A 16442-nucleotide genomic window follows, 5' to 3' on the forward strand; every position below is an offset into this window, starting at 1 on the left:
TCTTGCCCATGCCCGATTTCGACTGGAACATCCCTCTGCCCCTGCACTTCGGCCAAGCCGAAACTCCGCAGATGAGTCTGGCCAGAGCCTTGCCGGACGATCCCCAGCGTCCGGTTTTCGAAACCTTTATCCAGCAGCGTTTTCGAAAAGCCCATGGCGCCGATATCCGCCACTTCATGCCGCAACTGTTCGGCATGAGCGATACCTCAGACACTTTGTGTGCGGTGGCGGGCATACGACTGGCCAGTACCGAACCCTTGTTTCTGGAGCGTTACCTGGACGAGACGATTGATCCGCTGATCAGCGACGCGGCCGGCCAACCCGTGGACCGGGCAGGTATCGTCGAGGTCGGTAACCTCGCCGCCAGCGATACCGGCAGCGCACGGCTGAGCATCATCGCCATCACCTACCTGTTGGCCATGGGCGGGCTGGAATGGGTGGCGTTCACCGGCAACATCGGGCTGGTAAACAGCTTTCATCGACTGGGTTTGAAGCCGGTGACGCTGTGCGCCGCCGATCCCGAGCGGCTGGGCGAGGACCGTCACCACTGGGGCAGTTATTACGAGAGTCAGCCATGGGTGCATGTCGGCAATATCCGCGCCGGTTTCATCCATTTGCGCAACATCGGTCTGTTCAATCGCCTGGGGTTGCCGACGTCCCTTGAGGAGTCCACCCATGTCGCCTGAAATGGAGCGGTTCAAGCAGACCCTGCGCAATCACGCTGAACGCAAGACCAACGCCATCGCCTTGTGGGGCGATCAGTTGAAACTGGACTACGCCACGCTGTACGCCGAGGTCATGTACCGCCAACAGCGTCTGCGCGATGAGCACGTCAAAGTGGTCGCGTTGGCCCTGGATAATGGCTCCGAGGCGATGCTCTGGGACCTGGCCGTCCTGTTCGAAGGGCTGACCTGCCTGACGTTGCCGCCCTTCTTCAGCCCGGCGCAACGCAATCATTGCCTGCAACAGAGCCAGGCCGAACTGGTGATTGCCGAACCGGAACTGGAGGCCGAACTGCAAGCGGCGGGCTACGAAAAAAACGGTGAATTCTGGCATCGCACCTTCAGCGGCCCGAACCTGATACCCGAAGGCACCGCCAAACTGACCTTCACCTCAGGCACCACCGGCACGCCCAAAGGCGTGTGCCTGAGCGCCGAAAGCCTTTTGCGGGTGGCCCGTGAACTGGATCAGGCGAGCAAGCCCACCGATCCGCGGCATCACCTGGCGCTGCTGCCCCTGGCGATTCTGCTGGAAAACCTAGGCTGCTATGCCGCGCTGTATGCCGGCGCGACCTTGAGCGTACCGAGCCAGAAAACCCTGGGCATTCAGGGCGCCAGCGGTGTCGATGTGCCGCGGCTGCTGGGGTGCCTGGCCGCCCGTGCGCCCGAGAGCTTGATCCTGGTGCCACAGTTGCTGCTGATGCTGGTCAGCGCCGCCGAGCAAAAAGCATTGAACCCCCAATCGTTGCGGTTTGCCGCGGTCGGTGGTGCACGGGTTTCCGAAGAGTTACTGCATCGCGCCCAGCGCATCGGCATTCCGGTCTATGAGGGTTACGGGTTGTCGGAATGTTCGTCGGTGGTGTGCCTCAATCGCCCGGGCGCGCGCCGCCCTGGTAGCGTCGGCCGTCCCCTGCCCCATGTCGAGATTCGCCTGGCCGACGATGGTGAAGTGCTGGTCAAGGGCTCGACCCTGCTCGGCTATCTGGGGCAAGCGCCCTTCAGCGATGATTGGTGGCCGACCGGCGATCTCGGCGAGTTCGACCCGGAAGGTTTTCTCTACCTCAACGGGCGCAAGAAGCATCAGTTCGTCACCAGTTTCGGCCGCAACGTCAATCCGGAATGGGTCGAGGCCGAACTCACTCAGCGTCGCCACATCGCTCAGGCGTTTGTCTATGGCGAAGCGATGCCAACCAATCACGCCCTGCTCTGGCCCCATCGGCCGGACTGCACCGATGAAGAGCTCGCTGCCGCCGTGGCCCAGGCCAACGAGGCCTTGCCCGATTACGCCCAGGTTCATCACTGGACCCGTCTCGATCACCCCTTCACCCCCGCCAATGGCTTGCTGACCGCCAATGGCCGACCGCGCCGCGACGCCATCGTCGAGCATTACCGGGCGCGGCTCACTGAATCCGTTTTTTCCGAGGAACCTGCACCATGAGTTTTTTCGACACCCTGCAAGAAGCCAGTCACCAGGAACGCCACGAGCTGTTCAACCTGCCAATCATCCGCGATGCCCTTGAGGGCAATGTGAGCCTGGACAGCTACCGCGCCTTCCTCACCCAGGCCTACTACCACGTGCGCCATACCGTGCCGTTGATGATGGCGTGCGGCGCACGTTTGCCGCAGCGCCTGGAATGGCTGCGCAAGGCGGTGTGCGAGTACATCGAGGACGAATACGGCCACGAACAATGGATACTCAACGACATCGCAGCCTGTGGCGGCGACAAAGACGCCGTGCGTGACGGTCGTCCATCGCTGCCGATCGAGTTGATGGTCAGTTTCCTCTACGACCTGATTGCCCGGGACAACCCGGTGGGCCTGTTCGGCATGGTCAACGTGCTGGAAGGCACCAGCATTGCCCTGGCCACCCACGCGGCCGGCAGCATCCGCGAGCGTTTGGCGCTGCCGGAAACCGCCTTCAGCTACCTGAGTTCCCATGGTTCGCTGGATATCGAACATATGCAGACCTACCGCCGGCTGATGAACACACTCGAAGACCCGGCCGATCAAGCCGCAGTGATTCATGCCTCGAAGGTCGTTTACAAGCTCTATACAGACATGTTCCGCGGCCTGCCCCGCGATGGGGAGAACCTGCATGCAGCTGCATGAAGCCCGTGTGGTTTTGACCGGGGCCAGCGGCGGTATCGGCCTGGCCATCGCCAGCGCCCTGTGTGCCAGGGGCGCGCGGGTGTTGGCCGTGTCCCGGCACCGGGAGGCGCTGGAACCCTTGCTCGAACGCTACCCGCTGCACCTGTGTTGGGTCGGCGCTGACCTGACCGTCCCCGGCGACCGACACAAAGTGCTGGCCGCGGCCAAAGCCATCGGCGGCATCAACCTGCTGGTCAACGCTGCCGGGGTCAATCACTTCGCCATGCTCGAACAGCTCGATGACAGCGAGATCAATGCGATGCTGGCGGTGAACATCAGCGCGCCGATCTGCCTGACCAAGCTTTTGCTGCCGCTGCTCAAGCAGGCTGAGAGCGCCATGGTGGTGAACGTCGGCTCGACCTACGGCTCCATCGGCTACCCCGGTTACGCCAGCTATTGCGCCACCAAGTTTGCCCTGCGCGGTTTCTCCGAAGCCCTGCGCCGGGAGCTGGCCGACACCCGGATCAACGTGCTTTACGTTGCCCCCCGGGCGACCCACACCAGCATGAACAGCCCGGCGGCCCAGGCGCTGAACGATGCGCTCAAAGCCAATGTCGACGATCCGCAAACCGTCGCCTCGGCGGTCATCCACGCGATTGCCGGTGACCGGCGCGATTTGTACCTGGGCTGGCCGGAACGCTTTTTCGTCCGCCTGAACAGTCTGTTGCCGCATCTGGTGGACCGTGGCTTGCGCAAGCAATTGCCGCTGATCCGTCGCCTGAGTCAGAAGACCGATAACGAGAGCCTCAAACCATGAAAAAAATCCTCACCAGCTTGTTGCTCGCCGTACTGAGCCAAAGCGTCTGGGCGCTGGACGCCGCCGATCAGCAGCGCCTCAATGCCATTCAGCAAAGCTGGGCGCACATTCAATACGAATTGCCCGCCGAACAGCGCACCGCAGCCTTCGAAAAACTCGCGACTCAGGCCTCGGCGTTCACCCAGGAACGCCAATCCCTGGCCGAAGCGTGGATCTGGTCCGGTATCGTCACCAGCAGTTGGGCCGGAGCCCAGGGTGGTCTCGGTGCCCTGAGCAAGGTCAAGGCGGCCAAAGTCGATCTGGAAAAAGCCCTGGCCATTGACCCCAAGGCCCTGCAAGGCTCGGCCTACACCAGCCTCGCGGCGCTGTATGATCGAGTGCCCGGCTGGCCTATCGGTTTCGGCGATGCCGACAAGGCCGAGCAACTGTTGAAGCAGGCCTTGCAACTGAACCCGACCGGCATCGACAGTCTGTACTTCTGGGGCGATCACCTTTACCGTCAAAAGCGCTATGGTGAAGCCAGGGACGCGCTGCAAAAAGCCCTGCACGCCGCGCCCCGTCCTGGCCGGGAAAGCGCCGACGCCGGGCGTCGCAAAGAGATCGAAGCGTTACTGGTGGACGTGAACAAGAAACTCGACTGACAGGAGTCCGTGTGCGCTTATTACTGATCGAGGATGACGTAGCCCTTGGCGAGGGCATTCATCAGGCTCTGGGCCGTGAGGGTTACACCGTCGATTGGCTGCAGGACGGCAGCAACGCCTTGCATTCACTGCTCAGCGAAACGTTTGATGTGGCCGTGCTCGACCTGGGCCTGCCGCGCATGGATGGTCTGGAAGTGTTGCGCCGTTTGCGTGCCAGCGGTTCGAACCTGCCGGTACTGATCCTCACCGCCCGGGATGCCACCGAAGATCGCATCGCCGGGCTGGACGCCGGCGCCGACGATTACCTGATCAAACCCTTCGACCTGGCCGAACTCAAGGCTCGCCTGCGGGCCTTGTTACGCCGCAGTGCCGGTCGCGCCCAAGTGCTGATCGAACACGCCGGCATCAGCCTGAACCCCGGTACCCAGCAAGTCAGTTATCAGGGCGAGCCAGTAGCCCTGACGCCCAAGGAATATCAACTGCTCCATGAATTGCTCTCGCCTCCAGGTCGGGTCATGACCCGCGATCATCTGATGCAACTGCTTTATGGCTGGAATGAAGAAGCCGAAAGCAACACCCTGGAAGTGCACATCCATCACCTGCGCAAGAAGTTCTCCAGCGACCTGATCCGCACCATTCGTGGGGTGGGTTATCTGGTGGAGGAGCGTCGATGACCTCGATCCGGCGTCGCACCCTGACGCTGATCATCGGCCTGATGCTGACGGGGTTGGCGATCATCAGCGTGTTCAACCTGCACGACAGCAATCACGAAATTGCCGAAGTCTATGACGCCCAGCTGGCGCAGAATGCCCGACTGCTGCAGGGTGTGATGCGCATGCCGCTGGCCAGCCATGAACACGCCGAACTGTACCAAGCGTTCAACAAGGCCTTGAGTGAAGCGGTGCCGGGAGTCGATGGTCACCCCTATGAAAGCAAAATTGCCTTTCAGGTGTGGAATCGCAAGGGCGAAGTGCTGGTGCACACCGCCAGCGCCCCCTCCTTCACCGTGCCACCGACGACACACGGTTTCAGTGATGTGGTGGATCTGCACAACCGCCATTGGCGGGCGTTCATGCTCGAAGACAAGCAGAATGACCTGCGCATCTGGGTCGGTGAACGAGACGACGTGCGTACGGACCTGGTAGACCGGATCGTGCGTCACACCCTGTGGCCCAATGTGTTGGGCAGCCTGATTCTGGCGGCCATGGTCTGGCTGGCCATTGGCTGGGGGCTCAAACCCCTGGCCGATATGGCGGCGACGTTGCGGGCACGGCACAGCGGTTCTCTGGAGCCGTTGCAACTGACCCCGTTGCCCAGCGAACTGGAACCGATGCAAGCAGCGCTCAATCGCATGCTCGCGCAAATTCAAGAGGTGCTCGGCCGTGAGCGGCGCTTCATCGCCGACGCCGCCCACGAATTACGCACGCCGCTGGCCGTGTTGCGGGTGCATGCGCAAAATCTGCAGGAGGCCGGCACGGAACAGGAACGTCGTGAGTCCCTGGCGTTTCTGATTGCCGGGGTCGACCGCACCAGCCGTCTGGTCAATCAGTTGTTGACCATGGCCCGTCTCGAACCCAAGGCCGCGGCCCCGGTGCTGCACAGCATCGACTTGAGTGAAACCGTGCGCGCCAGCCTGGCCCAGCTCACACCCTGGCTATTGAGCAGGAACCTGGAGCTGGCTTTCGACGCCGAGGACCGGCCTTTCAAAGTCCTCGCCGATGCTGGCGCCATCGACATCGCCCTGAACAACCTGGTCACCAACGCGGCGAATTTTTCGCCGGAGCATGGCGTCATCACCGTGCAATTGAGCCGGGACGACGGGTTCTACAACTTGAGCGTCCAGGACCAGGGACCGGGCATCAACGAAGCGGATCGCGCCCGATTGTTCGAACGCTTTTACAGCCGTGGAAACACCGGCGGCGCGGGCTTGGGACTGGCCATCGTCAACACCATCGCAACGCGGCTGGGCGGGCGGATTACCCTGGTCAATCCGCCGGAAGGCGGGTTGCGGGCAACGCTGTCGATTCCTGTTGACCCGCACCATTGAACACTCTGTGGCGAGGGAGCGTGCTCCCGCTGGACCGCACAGCGGCCCCAAAAAGGGACTGCTGCACAGCCCAACGTCGGTCACTCACTCACCCCAGCAGACCGCGCCTACTTGGGTAGATCAATTTTATCCAACACTCGGTTTGCGGTGATCTCCGCCACCATGATGCTGTTTGAAATGCCCAGCAGGGCGTAGCGCGACTCACCCTCCAGATGATCCACCAACTGATGGACCATCACATCGACCGAGGCCAGTGTCTCGACTAGAAAAACCGCCAGGGTTTCGGCCGTGGCCTCCGGGGCCACGGCAAACAGCTTGCTGGGTTTACGCGCGGTGGCTTTGATGTCGGCATTCGACGGAAAGTGGAAGTTCAGAGCCCGCTCGGCGGCCTCGTTGAGCTTCTTTGAATCGGGTTCGTACGGGGAGACCGGATCGGCGTCCGGCGGATTGGGTGGGACCTTGAACATATTCTGAGTTTCCTATTGGGTGCCACCCCTCTTGCGACTAAACGAGAGGGGAGGCAACTGCACGCAGGTTAGTCGACCGGGAAACTCAGAAATCCGGCGCGCCCGAAGGCGCCCTACGTACAGCTACCATCAAGTACAGGAATGAAAGACCTGCATGACAGATGCACGCACAACTGAGTTAACGCGGGCGACTAAACCCGATCACTGATGGGCAGTGACGGGAATCAAGTTACCGAGCGGGCCCAAGGCGCACAAGCCGGCGGATTCTGTCTTACGTGTAGGGGGTGGCGCAAGGCGTCGTAGCCTTTGGATGGTAACGGCAAGCTTCATTTAAACGATCGCGATTTTTCTTGTTTAAATGGGCCTTCCCAGCAACAACCCCTGCTCACGCTCACACAACTCCACCACGTAATCCCACAACACCCGCAGCCGCACCGACTTGTGCAGCTCGCGCCGCGTGCTGATCCAATAACTGCGCTGGATGCTTTCGTCCGGCAGCAACGGCACCAGCTCGGGATCGGCGCTGGCCATGTAGCACGGCAGCACGGCGATTCCCAGGCCCGAGCGCGCGGCCTGTTGTTGGGCGATGACGCTGGTGCTGTGAAAGACCACCTGAGGGTTGCGACAGAAGCTGTTGAGGAACATCAGTTCCTGACTGAACAGCAAATCATCGACGTAGCCGATCCACGCATGGCGGCCGAGGTCTTCGCGACTGCGCAGTGGCGGCGAACGGTCCAGATAGGCCTGGCTGGCGTAGAGCGCCAGTCGGTAATCGGTGAGTTTGCGGGTGACCAGCATGTCGGCGGCCGGGCGTTCGAGGTGGATGCTGATCTCGGCTTCACGGTTGAGGATGCTGACGAAGCGCGGCACCGCGACCAATTCCACCTCCAACCCCGGATAGCGTTCGAACAACCCGTTCATGCGGCTGGCGAGGAACATGATGCCCAACCCTTCCGTGACCCCAACGCGGATCTTGCCCAACGGCGCGGATGATTGGGTGATTTCTTCCTGAGCCAGCAGCGCGACGTTTTCCATGGCTTCGGCGTGCTTGAGCAGCGCTTCGCCGGCCGGGGTCAATTCATAGCCTTGGGCATGCTGGACGAACAGCGCGGTGCCGAGGCTTTTTTCGATGGCTTCGATGTGCCGGGCCACGGTGGCGTGAGTGGTGTTCAAACGGCGAGCGGCGGTCAGCAAGCGGCCGCTGCGCTGCAATTCGAGAAAAAACCGCAGGTCATTCCAGTCGAACATGAACCATCCTTGACGTTATGACGTTAACGACGCTGTCTGAAAACGCACAGCAGCTGCGCAAAAACTAACATTCTTTTAACGAAAGCTAACAACTAGGATGACCGACAACAAGAACAACAATACGAGGTCAGGGATGCAGACTTCCCTTGATGAATACGACTACATCGTGGTCGGTGCCGGCCCGGCCGGGTGTTTGCTGGCCAATCGACTGTCGGCCAACCCGCAACACCGCGTGTTGCTGCTCGAAGCCGGCGGCCGCGACAACTACCCGTGGATTCACATCCCGGTGGGTTACCTGTTCTGCATCGGCAACCCGCGCACCGACTGGTGCTTCAAGACCGAAACGCAACCGGGCCTGCAAGGCCGCGCCCTGAGCTACCCGCGGGGCAAGGTGCTTGGCGGCTGCTCCTCGATCAACGGCATGATCTACATGCGCGGCCAGGCTGGCGACTACGACGGCTGGGCGGCCGAGGGCAATCTCGGCTGGGGCTGGCAAGACGTGCTGCCGCTGTTCAAACAGAGCGAAAACCATTTTGCCGGTGATTCGGAATTTCACGGTGCTGCCGGCGAATGGCGGATCGAGCGGCAACGCCTGTCGTGGCCGATCCTTGATGCCTTTCGCACCGCAGCCGAACAAAGCGGCATCGCCAGCATCGATGACTTCAACCAGGGCGACAATGAAGGTTGCGGTTACTTCCAGGTCAATCAGAAGGCCGGGGTGCGCTGGAACGCGGCCAAGGCGTTTCTCAAACCAATCCGCCAGCGCGCCAATCTCACGGTGCTGACCGACGTTGAAGTCGACCGCGTGCTGCTGGAAAACGGCCGCGCCTCGGCGGTCAGCGCCCGTTGGCAAGATCAAGCGAAAACCTTCAAGGCGCGCAAGGAAATCATCCTGTGTGCCGGCTCCGTCGGTTCACCGGGCATCCTCCAGCGTTCCGGCATCGGCCCTCGCCCGTTGCTGCAAAAACTCGGCATCGGTGTTGCCCATGAACTGCCCGGCGTGGGCGGTAACCTGCAGGATCACCTGCAACTGCGGCTGATCTACAAACTGGAAAACGCCCGCACCCTGAACCAGATCGCCGGCACGCTGTGGGGCAAGATGGGCATGGGCCTGCGCTATCTGTATGACCGCAGCGGTCCGCTGTCCATGGCTCCGAGTCAACTCGGTGCCTTCGCGCGTTCGGGGCCGGAGCAGACCTCGGCCAACCTCGAATACCACGTGCAACCGTTGTCGCTGGAGCGTTTCGGCGAACCGCTGCACGCCTTTCCTGCCTTCACCGCATCGGTCTGTGATCTGCGCCCGCAAAGTCGTGGGCGCATAGACATTCGCTCCGCCGACCCGCGGGAAGCACCGCTGATTCAACCCAACTATCTGAGCCATCCGCAAGACTTGCGGGTGGCAGCCGACGCGATCCGCCTGACCCGCCGCATCGTTTCCGCCCCCGCCTTGCAAGCGTTCAAACCGGTGGAGTACCTGCCCGGCGACAGCTTGCAGAGCGAAGAGCAATTGCACGAAGCCGCCGCCCGGATCGGCACGACGATTTTCCACCCGGTGGGCACCTGCCGGATGGGCAACGACGCGGACGCGGTGGTCGATGCCGAGTTGCGCGTCCACGGCATCCCCGGCCTGCGCATCGCCGATGCCTCGATCATGCCGCGCATCACCTCGGGCAACACCTGCTCGCCGACGTTGATGATCGCCGAGAAAGCCGCGCAGTTGATCCTCAACTCTGTTGTAAACACCAACCCTGTGGGAGCGGGCTTGCCCGCGATAGCGGTGTGACATTCAACATCACTGTTGACTGAACCACCGCCATCGCGGGCAAGCCCGCTCCCACAGGGATTGCATAGATTCACGGACATCGAGCATCACCCCCTACAAGGAACACGCAACACCAGTGGAACAACAAAAACAATCACTGTGAGGGATACCGATATGTCAGAACATGTTCAGACCCTGGAAGCCGTCCGCAGCGCGGGCACCAGTCAGGAAACCCAGAAAGTCATCTTCGCCTCGTCCCTGGGGACGGTGTTTGAGTGGTACGACTTTTTCCTCTACGGCGCCCTCGCGGCGGTCATCAGCAAACAGTTCTTCGCCGGGGTCAACGACACCACGGCGTTCATCTTCGCGCTGATGGCGTTTGCCGCCGGCTTCATCGTGCGGCCGTTCGGGGCGCTAGTGTTCGGACGCTTGGGGGACATGATCGGGCGTAAATACACGTTCCTCGCGACCATCGTCCTCATGGGCCTGGCAACCTTCTGCGTCGGTTTGCTGCCGACCTACGCGAGCATCGGCATCGCCGCGCCGATCATCCTCGTGGTGCTGCGCATGCTTCAGGGCCTGGCGCTGGGCGGTGAGTACGGCGGCGCTGCGACTTACGTCGCCGAACACGCGCCGATCGGCAAACGCGGTTTCCACACCAGCTGGATTCAGTCCACCGCCACCCTCGGCCTGTTGCTGTCGCTGCTGGTGGTGCTCGGCTGCCGCTACTTCACCGGCGACCAGTTCGAGGTGTGGGGCTGGCGTATTCCGTTCCTGCTGTCGATTGTACTGCTGGGCATATCCACCTGGATTCGCCTGAGCCTGCACGAGTCACCTGCGTTCGTGAAAATGAAAGAGGAAGGCAAGCTCTGCAAGTCGCCGTTGCGCGATTCCTTCGGCAAATGGGAAAACCTTAAAGTGGTGCTGATTGCCCTGTTCAGCATCAACGCCGGGCAAGCGGTGACCTTCTACGCGGCGCAGTTCTATGTGCTGTTCTTCCTCACCCAGTTCCTGAAAATGGACCCGGCCCTGGCCAACAGTCTGCTGATCGTCAGCGTGATCATCGGCGCGCCGTTCTTCATCTTTTTCGGCTGGCTGTCGGACAAGGTCGGGCGCAAACCGGTGCTGATGATCGGCCTGCTGCTGGCCACTGCGCTGTACTTCCCGATCTTCAAGTCCATCGCCCACTACGCCAACCCGGCCATCGACCTGGCCAGCCGCCAGGCACCGATCACCGTGCTGGCCGACCCGGCCACCTGCACCTTCCAGTTCGACCCGGTGGGCAAGGCAAAATTTGATAGCCCGTGCGACAAGGTCAAAACCTTCCTGGTCAAACAGGGCCTGCCCTACAACAGCGCAGCGGCCCCGGCTGGCAGCGCCGTGCAGGTGAGCATTGGCGAGGTGAAAATCGATGGCTACGACGAAGCGGCCCTGCGCGGTGCAGTAACCCTGGCCGGCTATCCGTCACAAGCCGACACCCAACAGATCAACAAACCCATGATCGTTGCGCTGATCGTCGCGCTGATCATCATCTCCGCCATGTGCTACGGCCCGCTGGCGGCGCTGATGGTCGAACTGTTCCCGACCCGCATCCGTTACACCTCGATGTCCCTGCCCTACCACATCGGCAACGGCTGGTTCGGTGGTTTCCTGCCGACGGTGTCGTTTGCCCTGGTGGTGTACACCGGGGACATTTTCTACGGGCTGTGGTACCCGGTGGTGATTACCGGGGTGAGCCTGGTGGTGGGGATGATGTGTTTGCGTGAGACGAAGAATGTGGATCTGGATAAAAACTGACGACACAAACCTCTAGCGAAATCTTACCTGTGGGAGCGAGCTTACCTGTGGCGAGGGGGCTTGCCCCCGCTGGGTCGCGAAGCGGCCCTGAAACCTTACTCGGTGTGTCAGGTACGCCGCGATTGCAGGTTCTGCGACTGCTGTGCAGCCGAACGGGGCGATGCGGCGTTCCGACAAGCCCCCTCGCCACAATGTGTTCTACACATCAGGTTTTGAGCACCTCAAACGTCACTTCGTCAGGATAGAACGCCACATACCCGCCAATCTGCGCAACCGACACCTTGGGGTGCTCATAGCTCCATACCGCATTGGCACTTTCATGCCCGGGGATTTGCAGGCTGAAATAGCTGGCATCGCCCTTGTACGGGCAATAGCTGGTGTGGTCGGTGCGGGCGAAATACTGTTCGGCGATGTCCTCCCGCGGGATGTAGTACACCGGAGGATAATTGGTCTCATGCATGACCAGCGCGCGAGTGGACGACGCCACTTGAATGCCATGGAACTTCACCACCACGCAACCGGGTTGAGGCTCGATGGTGATGGGTTTACCGGGACCAGGGGCTTTCATGGATAGGTTCCTCTGCTGCTGTTGCGCTGTATCCGTGACCCATCAGGTATACCCCATGTTTTAGCATCGCGAGCACTTCACAGCCGAACGGAGCTTGCTTGCGCTACAGTGAAGCCCCCAAAACAGCATGCCCTAAACCTGGAGAGCAGCATGGACATTGCCAACATCCCCTTCGGCACCACCGACTGGTCGCAAATCGATCCCACCGAACACCCGGGCGAGACCGGCAGCGCCCTATGGCGCACCCAACAGTTCGGCGCGATTCGCGCGCGTATCGTCGAATACACGCCGGGGTATCTGGCCGATCACTGGTGCTCAAAGGGGCATGTGCTGTTTTGTCTGGAGGGGGAATTGCACACTGAACTGGAAGACGGTCGAGTCTTCGTTCTCACGCCGGGCATGAGCTATCAAGTGGCTGACAATGCCGAAGCACATCGTTCATCCACTGCCATTGGCGCCAGGTTGTTTGTGGTGGACTGACCACTGTCATCAACCGCAACAGCTTAAGCTGTACATCCATACAGATAAAGATTGATCCATCGCTCATCAGCCGCCATTCTGTGCACCTCTCGAACACTGATCGATGGTGGTTATGCAGCTGTACCTCTGTGAAAAACCTTCCCAGGCCAAAGACATCGCGGCCGTGCTCGGCGCCAAGCGTCGGGGCGACGGCTGCTGGCTGGGAACGGGCGTCACGGTAACCTGGTGCATCGGCCATCTGCTGGAAACTGCACCACCAGATGCCTATGACGCGCGTTACAAGCGGTGGGTGCTGGCGGATCTGCCGATCATTCCCGAAAAATGGAAGATGACCGTCAAACCGCGCACGGCCAGCCAATACAAAGCGGTCAAACGCTTGCTCGGCGAGGCCAGTGAACTGGTGATTGCCACCGACGCCGACCGTGAGGGCGAAATGATCGCCCGGGAACTGGTGGAGCATTGCCGTTATCGCGGGCCGATCCGGCGATTGTGGCTGTCGGCGCTGGACGATGCGTCGATCCGCAAGGCACTGGCGGCGCTAAAGCCCGGGGCCGATACATTCAGCCTCTATCATTCGGCATTGGGCCGTTCCCGGGCCGACTGGTTGATCGGGATGAACATGAGTCGGCTGTTCACCCTGCTGGGGCGTCAATCCGGCTATCAGGGTGTACTGCCGGTCGGCCGGGTACAAACGCCGACCTTGCGCCTGGTGGTGGATCGCGACCGCAGCATTGCCGATTTCGTCCCGGTCGCTTATTGGGCGATCGATGTGCAACTGCTGCACGACGGCACCGCGTTCACCGCCCAGTGGCGTGCAGCCTCCGACGCTTGCGACGATCAAGACCGTTGCCTTAATCAGGCGCTGGCTCAGAAAGCGGCTACGGCCATTAGAGGTGCGGCGAGCGCGCGGGTGATCAAACTGCGCACCGAACGGATGCGCGAAGTCGCGCCTTTGCCGTTCGATCTGGGCACGTTGCAAGAAGTCTGTTCGAAGAAGCTCGGGCTGGGCGCTCAGGAAACCCTCGATATCGCCCAAGCGCTGTACGAAACCCACAAAGTCATCACCTACCCACGCAGCGACTGTGGTTATCTACCGCTGAGTCAGCACAGCGAAGCCCCAGGTATTCTTGCTGCGCTGAGGCAGGCCGACCCGGCCCTCAACGCCTTGCACAATTACCTGGAACCCCAGCGCCGCTCACGGGCCTGGAACGATGCCAAGGTCAGCGCTCACCACGGCATCATTCCCACGGCGGCGGCGAAAAACCTCGACCGCCTGGTAGGCAAGCAACGGGCGGTCTACACCCTGATTCGTGCGCGTTACCTGGCGCAGTTCCTGCCCAACCATGAATACGACCGGACCCAGGCCGACTTCGACTGTGCCGGTGAAGCCTTGCGCGCCGTGGGCAAGCAGATTGTCGAGCCCGGCTGGAAACGCGCCCTGCCCGAGGCCCTCGCGCCTGCCAAGGGCCGCGAAGCACCGGCACCGCAAACACTGCCGGCACTGGCCGAAGGGCGTGACTGCGCGGTGGCCGATGTGAAGCTCAAGGACCTCTGGACACAGCCACCCAAGCCGTTCACCGAAGGCGATCTGATCAAGGCGATGAAGAACGTCGCCAAACTGGTGGAAGATCCGCTGCTCAAGCAAAAGCTCAAGGACACCACCGGCATCGGTACCGAAGCCACCCGCGCCTCGATCATCCAGGGCCTGCTGGACCGCGGCTACCTGATCAAGAACGGCAAGGCCCTGGCCGCGACGCCGGCAGCGTTCAGTCTGATCGACGCCGTGCCGCGCGCGATTGCCGATCCCGGTACCACGGCAATCTGGGAACAGGCCCTGGACATGGTGCAGAGCGGTGAAATGAGCCTGGAAGAGTTCGTCACCAAACAAGCTGCGTGGATGAGCAAGCAGGTAGCACGTTGCGCCGGCCTGAACCTGACCATCAGCGGGCCGGCAAGCCCGGCCGGGCGTGGCGCCACACCGTGGAAAAACAAACGCAAACCGGCCAAACGCAAACCTTCGACCGGCACCAAACGCGCGGCTAAACCGGTGAGCAAGTCTTAAGGCACTTGCAACGAATCGAAACCTGTAGGAGCGTGGCTTGCCCGCGAAGAAGTTACCGCGGTTTTCGGGTATTACGCGTTATCGTTCTTCGCGGGCAAGCCTCGCTCCTAAAGGTTCTGCGGCGCATCAGGCAACAGCCCTGCTTTCTGAAAGGTACGACCATGGTGACAATCAGAAGCCAGCCCTCAATAGAACTTCACGCCGCTCAGCGCGACGAACTGGAAACCATCGAAAACCTGATGCAGTTCTACATCTACGACTTCAGCGAATGGCTGCCGCTGAAACTCGGGGATCATGGCTTCTTCAACATCCAGCCCAAGCTTGATTACTGGCGCAACCCGGCAACCAAGCCGTTTCTGATCAAGGTTGACGGCGAGCTTGCCGGTTTTGTGATCGTGGATAACGAAACCCACATCGTCGGCGCCGAGCACAACATCGGCTACTTTTTTGTCAGTCGACGCTTTCGTGGCCAAGGCGTCGCGAAGTTTGTCGTCTCTGCCCTCTTGAACCGGTTCCCCGGTCAATGGCAGATTTTCCACATCGATGCCAACCAGCCTGCACGGCTGTTCTGGGCCAGGGTGATACCTGATCTCACGGGCGGCGAATTCACCCTGCATCACCTGCCGATCGATGGTTATCCGTGTACCGTTTACCGCTTTAAAAGATCGCAGCCTTCGGCACCCGTACAAACTCCGTAGGAGCGAGGCCCCGCGAAGAACGATGACGCGGTCCTGCCGTTTGTCCGTGTGATGGCTTTCGCGGGCAAGCCTCGCTCCTACGGGCCGGCGTGCCAGCCACGCCTGACTTTCTAATTCCAAAACCACTTTGTCCGACAATATGTAGTGAGCAAAAATAATCACTACAAAACCGTTGACGCCTCCGATTTGCCCTTGCATGATGCAGACATCTCCCCGATCGGGAGTACAGGCAACACGTTTGAGCAAGCTCGTCTGACCGCCGAGCTGTTTTTCCCGGATACACGCTGCCCACAAGGCAGATTGAAGAAGCTGACCTGGCCTGAACGTCCAGTACAAGGGCGAGAAGCGCTGGCGATCAATCCTCATGAAGCTTGTGGCCGACCCTGAAAATGTCGGCAGTGGCCTCCAGGTTTTCGCTGCTTCTCTTCGTTGTGACGCTATTGCGTAGCAGTTATTCAACACGACTACATGCAACAGACGCGGGACCCCGTCGTATTGACGGCCGACCGCTGACGTCCTGGTTTCGGTGCCAGGGATCAACTAACCGATGGGCTACTTGTATTAGCGAATCAACTTTGAAAGATCACCAAATGGTCAAGGGGCTTACAATGAATCTGAACAATCAACCTACTATCGATGAACTGGCTCGCTTGTTCGCTGCGCAAAAAGACAGCCAGGACAGCCATATTCTGTGGATCAGCAAATCGGGCCAGGTTCATATCGACTGCCTGTCGCCCCATGCCCACGAAGAAGAATTCGACCGCAGCAACCAGAACCTGCTCGCCCGACTGAAGATGTACCGTCGCGGCCAGGGTTATGTCGGCAAGAAAGCCGCGGCCGACAAGGACTTCATCGGTAATGTGCTGCAAACGCTGAAACAGGCGTGGGCATCGATGCAGAACCAGAACGAAGTTCGGGTGATTGATCGGTTGTATTGATATCCCCTCTCAGTAAAGAAAGAAGGCCCCGCTCGGAATATCGAGCGGGGCCTTTTCGTTTGTCTCGTGCGCACCAAACAAAGCTATGGTTAACCCTATGCCCTGCTGGA

General features: G+C 60.7%; 16 protein-coding genes. 13 read left to right on the forward strand and 3 right to left on the reverse strand.

Going from position 1 to position 16442, the window contains the following annotated elements:
• Positions 1–8 precede the first annotated feature (8 nt).
• Genes PSH88_RS17125 through PSH88_RS17155 form a run of 7 tightly spaced genes read left to right on the forward strand, consistent with a single transcriptional unit; the run spans position 9 to position 6312 of the window.
• Positions 9–686 (forward strand): thermostable hemolysin, encoded by a 678-nt coding sequence (locus PSH88_RS17125; protein WP_305421659.1) that lies wholly within the window; start codon positions 9–11, stop codon positions 684–686.
• On the forward strand, positions 676–2157 hold the full coding sequence (locus tag PSH88_RS17130) for an AMP-binding protein (RefSeq protein ID WP_305421660.1): 1482 nt from the start codon (positions 676–678) through the stop codon (positions 2155–2157). The genes PSH88_RS17125 and PSH88_RS17130 overlap by 11 nt, the downstream gene beginning before the upstream one ends.
• On the forward strand, positions 2154–2828 hold the full coding sequence (locus tag PSH88_RS17135; protein WP_305421661.1) for an iron-containing redox enzyme family protein: 675 nt from the start codon (positions 2154–2156) through the stop codon (positions 2826–2828). Before PSH88_RS17130 ends, PSH88_RS17135 begins: the two co-directional genes overlap by 4 nt.
• Complete coding sequence (locus tag PSH88_RS17140) at positions 2815–3624, forward strand: SDR family oxidoreductase (protein ID WP_205888637.1); 810 nt, start codon at positions 2815–2817, stop codon at positions 3622–3624. The genes PSH88_RS17135 and PSH88_RS17140 overlap by 14 nt, the downstream gene beginning before the upstream one ends.
• Positions 3621–4265: a tetratricopeptide repeat protein gene (locus PSH88_RS17145; protein ID WP_305483305.1), complete on the forward strand. Its 645-nt coding sequence runs from the start codon at positions 3621–3623 to the stop codon at positions 4263–4265. Before PSH88_RS17140 ends, PSH88_RS17145 begins: the two co-directional genes overlap by 4 nt.
• Before the next feature lie 11 nt (positions 4266–4276).
• Positions 4277–4939: a response regulator gene (locus tag PSH88_RS17150; protein ID WP_305421663.1), complete on the forward strand. Its 663-nt coding sequence runs from the start codon at positions 4277–4279 to the stop codon at positions 4937–4939.
• Positions 4936–6312, forward strand: coding sequence for a sensor histidine kinase (locus PSH88_RS17155; RefSeq protein ID WP_305421664.1), 1377 nt, complete (start codon positions 4936–4938; stop codon positions 6310–6312). Before PSH88_RS17150 ends, PSH88_RS17155 begins: the two co-directional genes overlap by 4 nt.
• Positions 6313–6419: 107 nt before the next feature.
• Here the strand turns inward: PSH88_RS17155 and PSH88_RS17160 are convergent, their stop codons facing one another.
• Complete coding sequence (locus tag PSH88_RS17160) at positions 6420–6779, reverse strand: DUF6124 family protein (RefSeq protein ID WP_305421665.1); 360 nt, start codon at positions 6777–6779, stop codon at positions 6420–6422.
• 354 nt (positions 6780–7133) lie between these two features.
• On the reverse strand, positions 7134–8027 hold the full coding sequence (locus PSH88_RS17165; RefSeq protein WP_305421666.1) for a LysR family transcriptional regulator: 894 nt from the start codon (positions 8025–8027) through the stop codon (positions 7134–7136).
• 133 nt (positions 8028–8160) lie between these two features.
• On the opposite strand from PSH88_RS17165, the gene PSH88_RS17170 reads away from it, so the two are divergent.
• Complete coding sequence (locus PSH88_RS17170) at positions 8161–9810, forward strand: GMC family oxidoreductase (RefSeq protein ID WP_305421667.1); 1650 nt, start codon at positions 8161–8163, stop codon at positions 9808–9810.
• 153 nt (positions 9811–9963) lie between these two features.
• A complete protein-coding gene (locus PSH88_RS17175; RefSeq protein ID WP_305421668.1) occupies positions 9964–11586 on the forward strand; it encodes an MFS transporter in 1623 nt (540 codons plus the stop codon).
• Positions 11587–11791: 205 nt separating this feature from the next.
• Here PSH88_RS17175 and PSH88_RS17180 read toward each other — a convergent pair whose 3' ends face one another.
• Positions 11792–12154, reverse strand: a complete 363-nt coding sequence (locus PSH88_RS17180) for a DUF427 domain-containing protein (RefSeq protein WP_305421669.1) — start codon at positions 12152–12154, stop codon at positions 11792–11794.
• Positions 12155–12304: 150 nt separating this feature from the next.
• Here PSH88_RS17180 and PSH88_RS17185 point away from each other — a divergent pair, with 150 nt between their 5' ends.
• The 4 genes from PSH88_RS17185 (at position 12305) to PSH88_RS17200 (ending at position 16332) form a co-directional block, all read left to right on the forward strand.
• On the forward strand, positions 12305–12634 hold the full coding sequence (locus PSH88_RS17185; protein WP_305483306.1) for a DHCW motif cupin fold protein: 330 nt from the start codon (positions 12305–12307) through the stop codon (positions 12632–12634).
• 112 nt (positions 12635–12746) lie between these two features.
• On the forward strand, positions 12747–14696 hold the full coding sequence (locus tag PSH88_RS17190; RefSeq protein ID WP_305427012.1) for a DNA topoisomerase III: 1950 nt from the start codon (positions 12747–12749) through the stop codon (positions 14694–14696).
• A 161-nt stretch (positions 14697–14857) separates the two neighbouring features.
• On the forward strand, positions 14858–15394 hold the full coding sequence (locus PSH88_RS17195) for a GNAT family N-acetyltransferase (protein ID WP_305421670.1): 537 nt from the start codon (positions 14858–14860) through the stop codon (positions 15392–15394).
• A gap of 608 nt (positions 15395–16002) precedes the next feature.
• Positions 16003–16332 carry a hypothetical protein gene (locus PSH88_RS17200; protein WP_123719150.1) on the forward strand — a complete coding sequence of 110 codons (330 nt, stop codon included), beginning with the start codon at positions 16003–16005 and terminating at the stop codon, positions 16330–16332.
• Positions 16333–16442: the final 110 nt, after the last annotated feature.

This window comes from Pseudomonas wuhanensis (assembly GCF_030687395.1).
Taxonomy (GTDB): domain Bacteria; phylum Pseudomonadota; class Gammaproteobacteria; order Pseudomonadales; family Pseudomonadaceae; genus Aquipseudomonas; species Aquipseudomonas wuhanensis.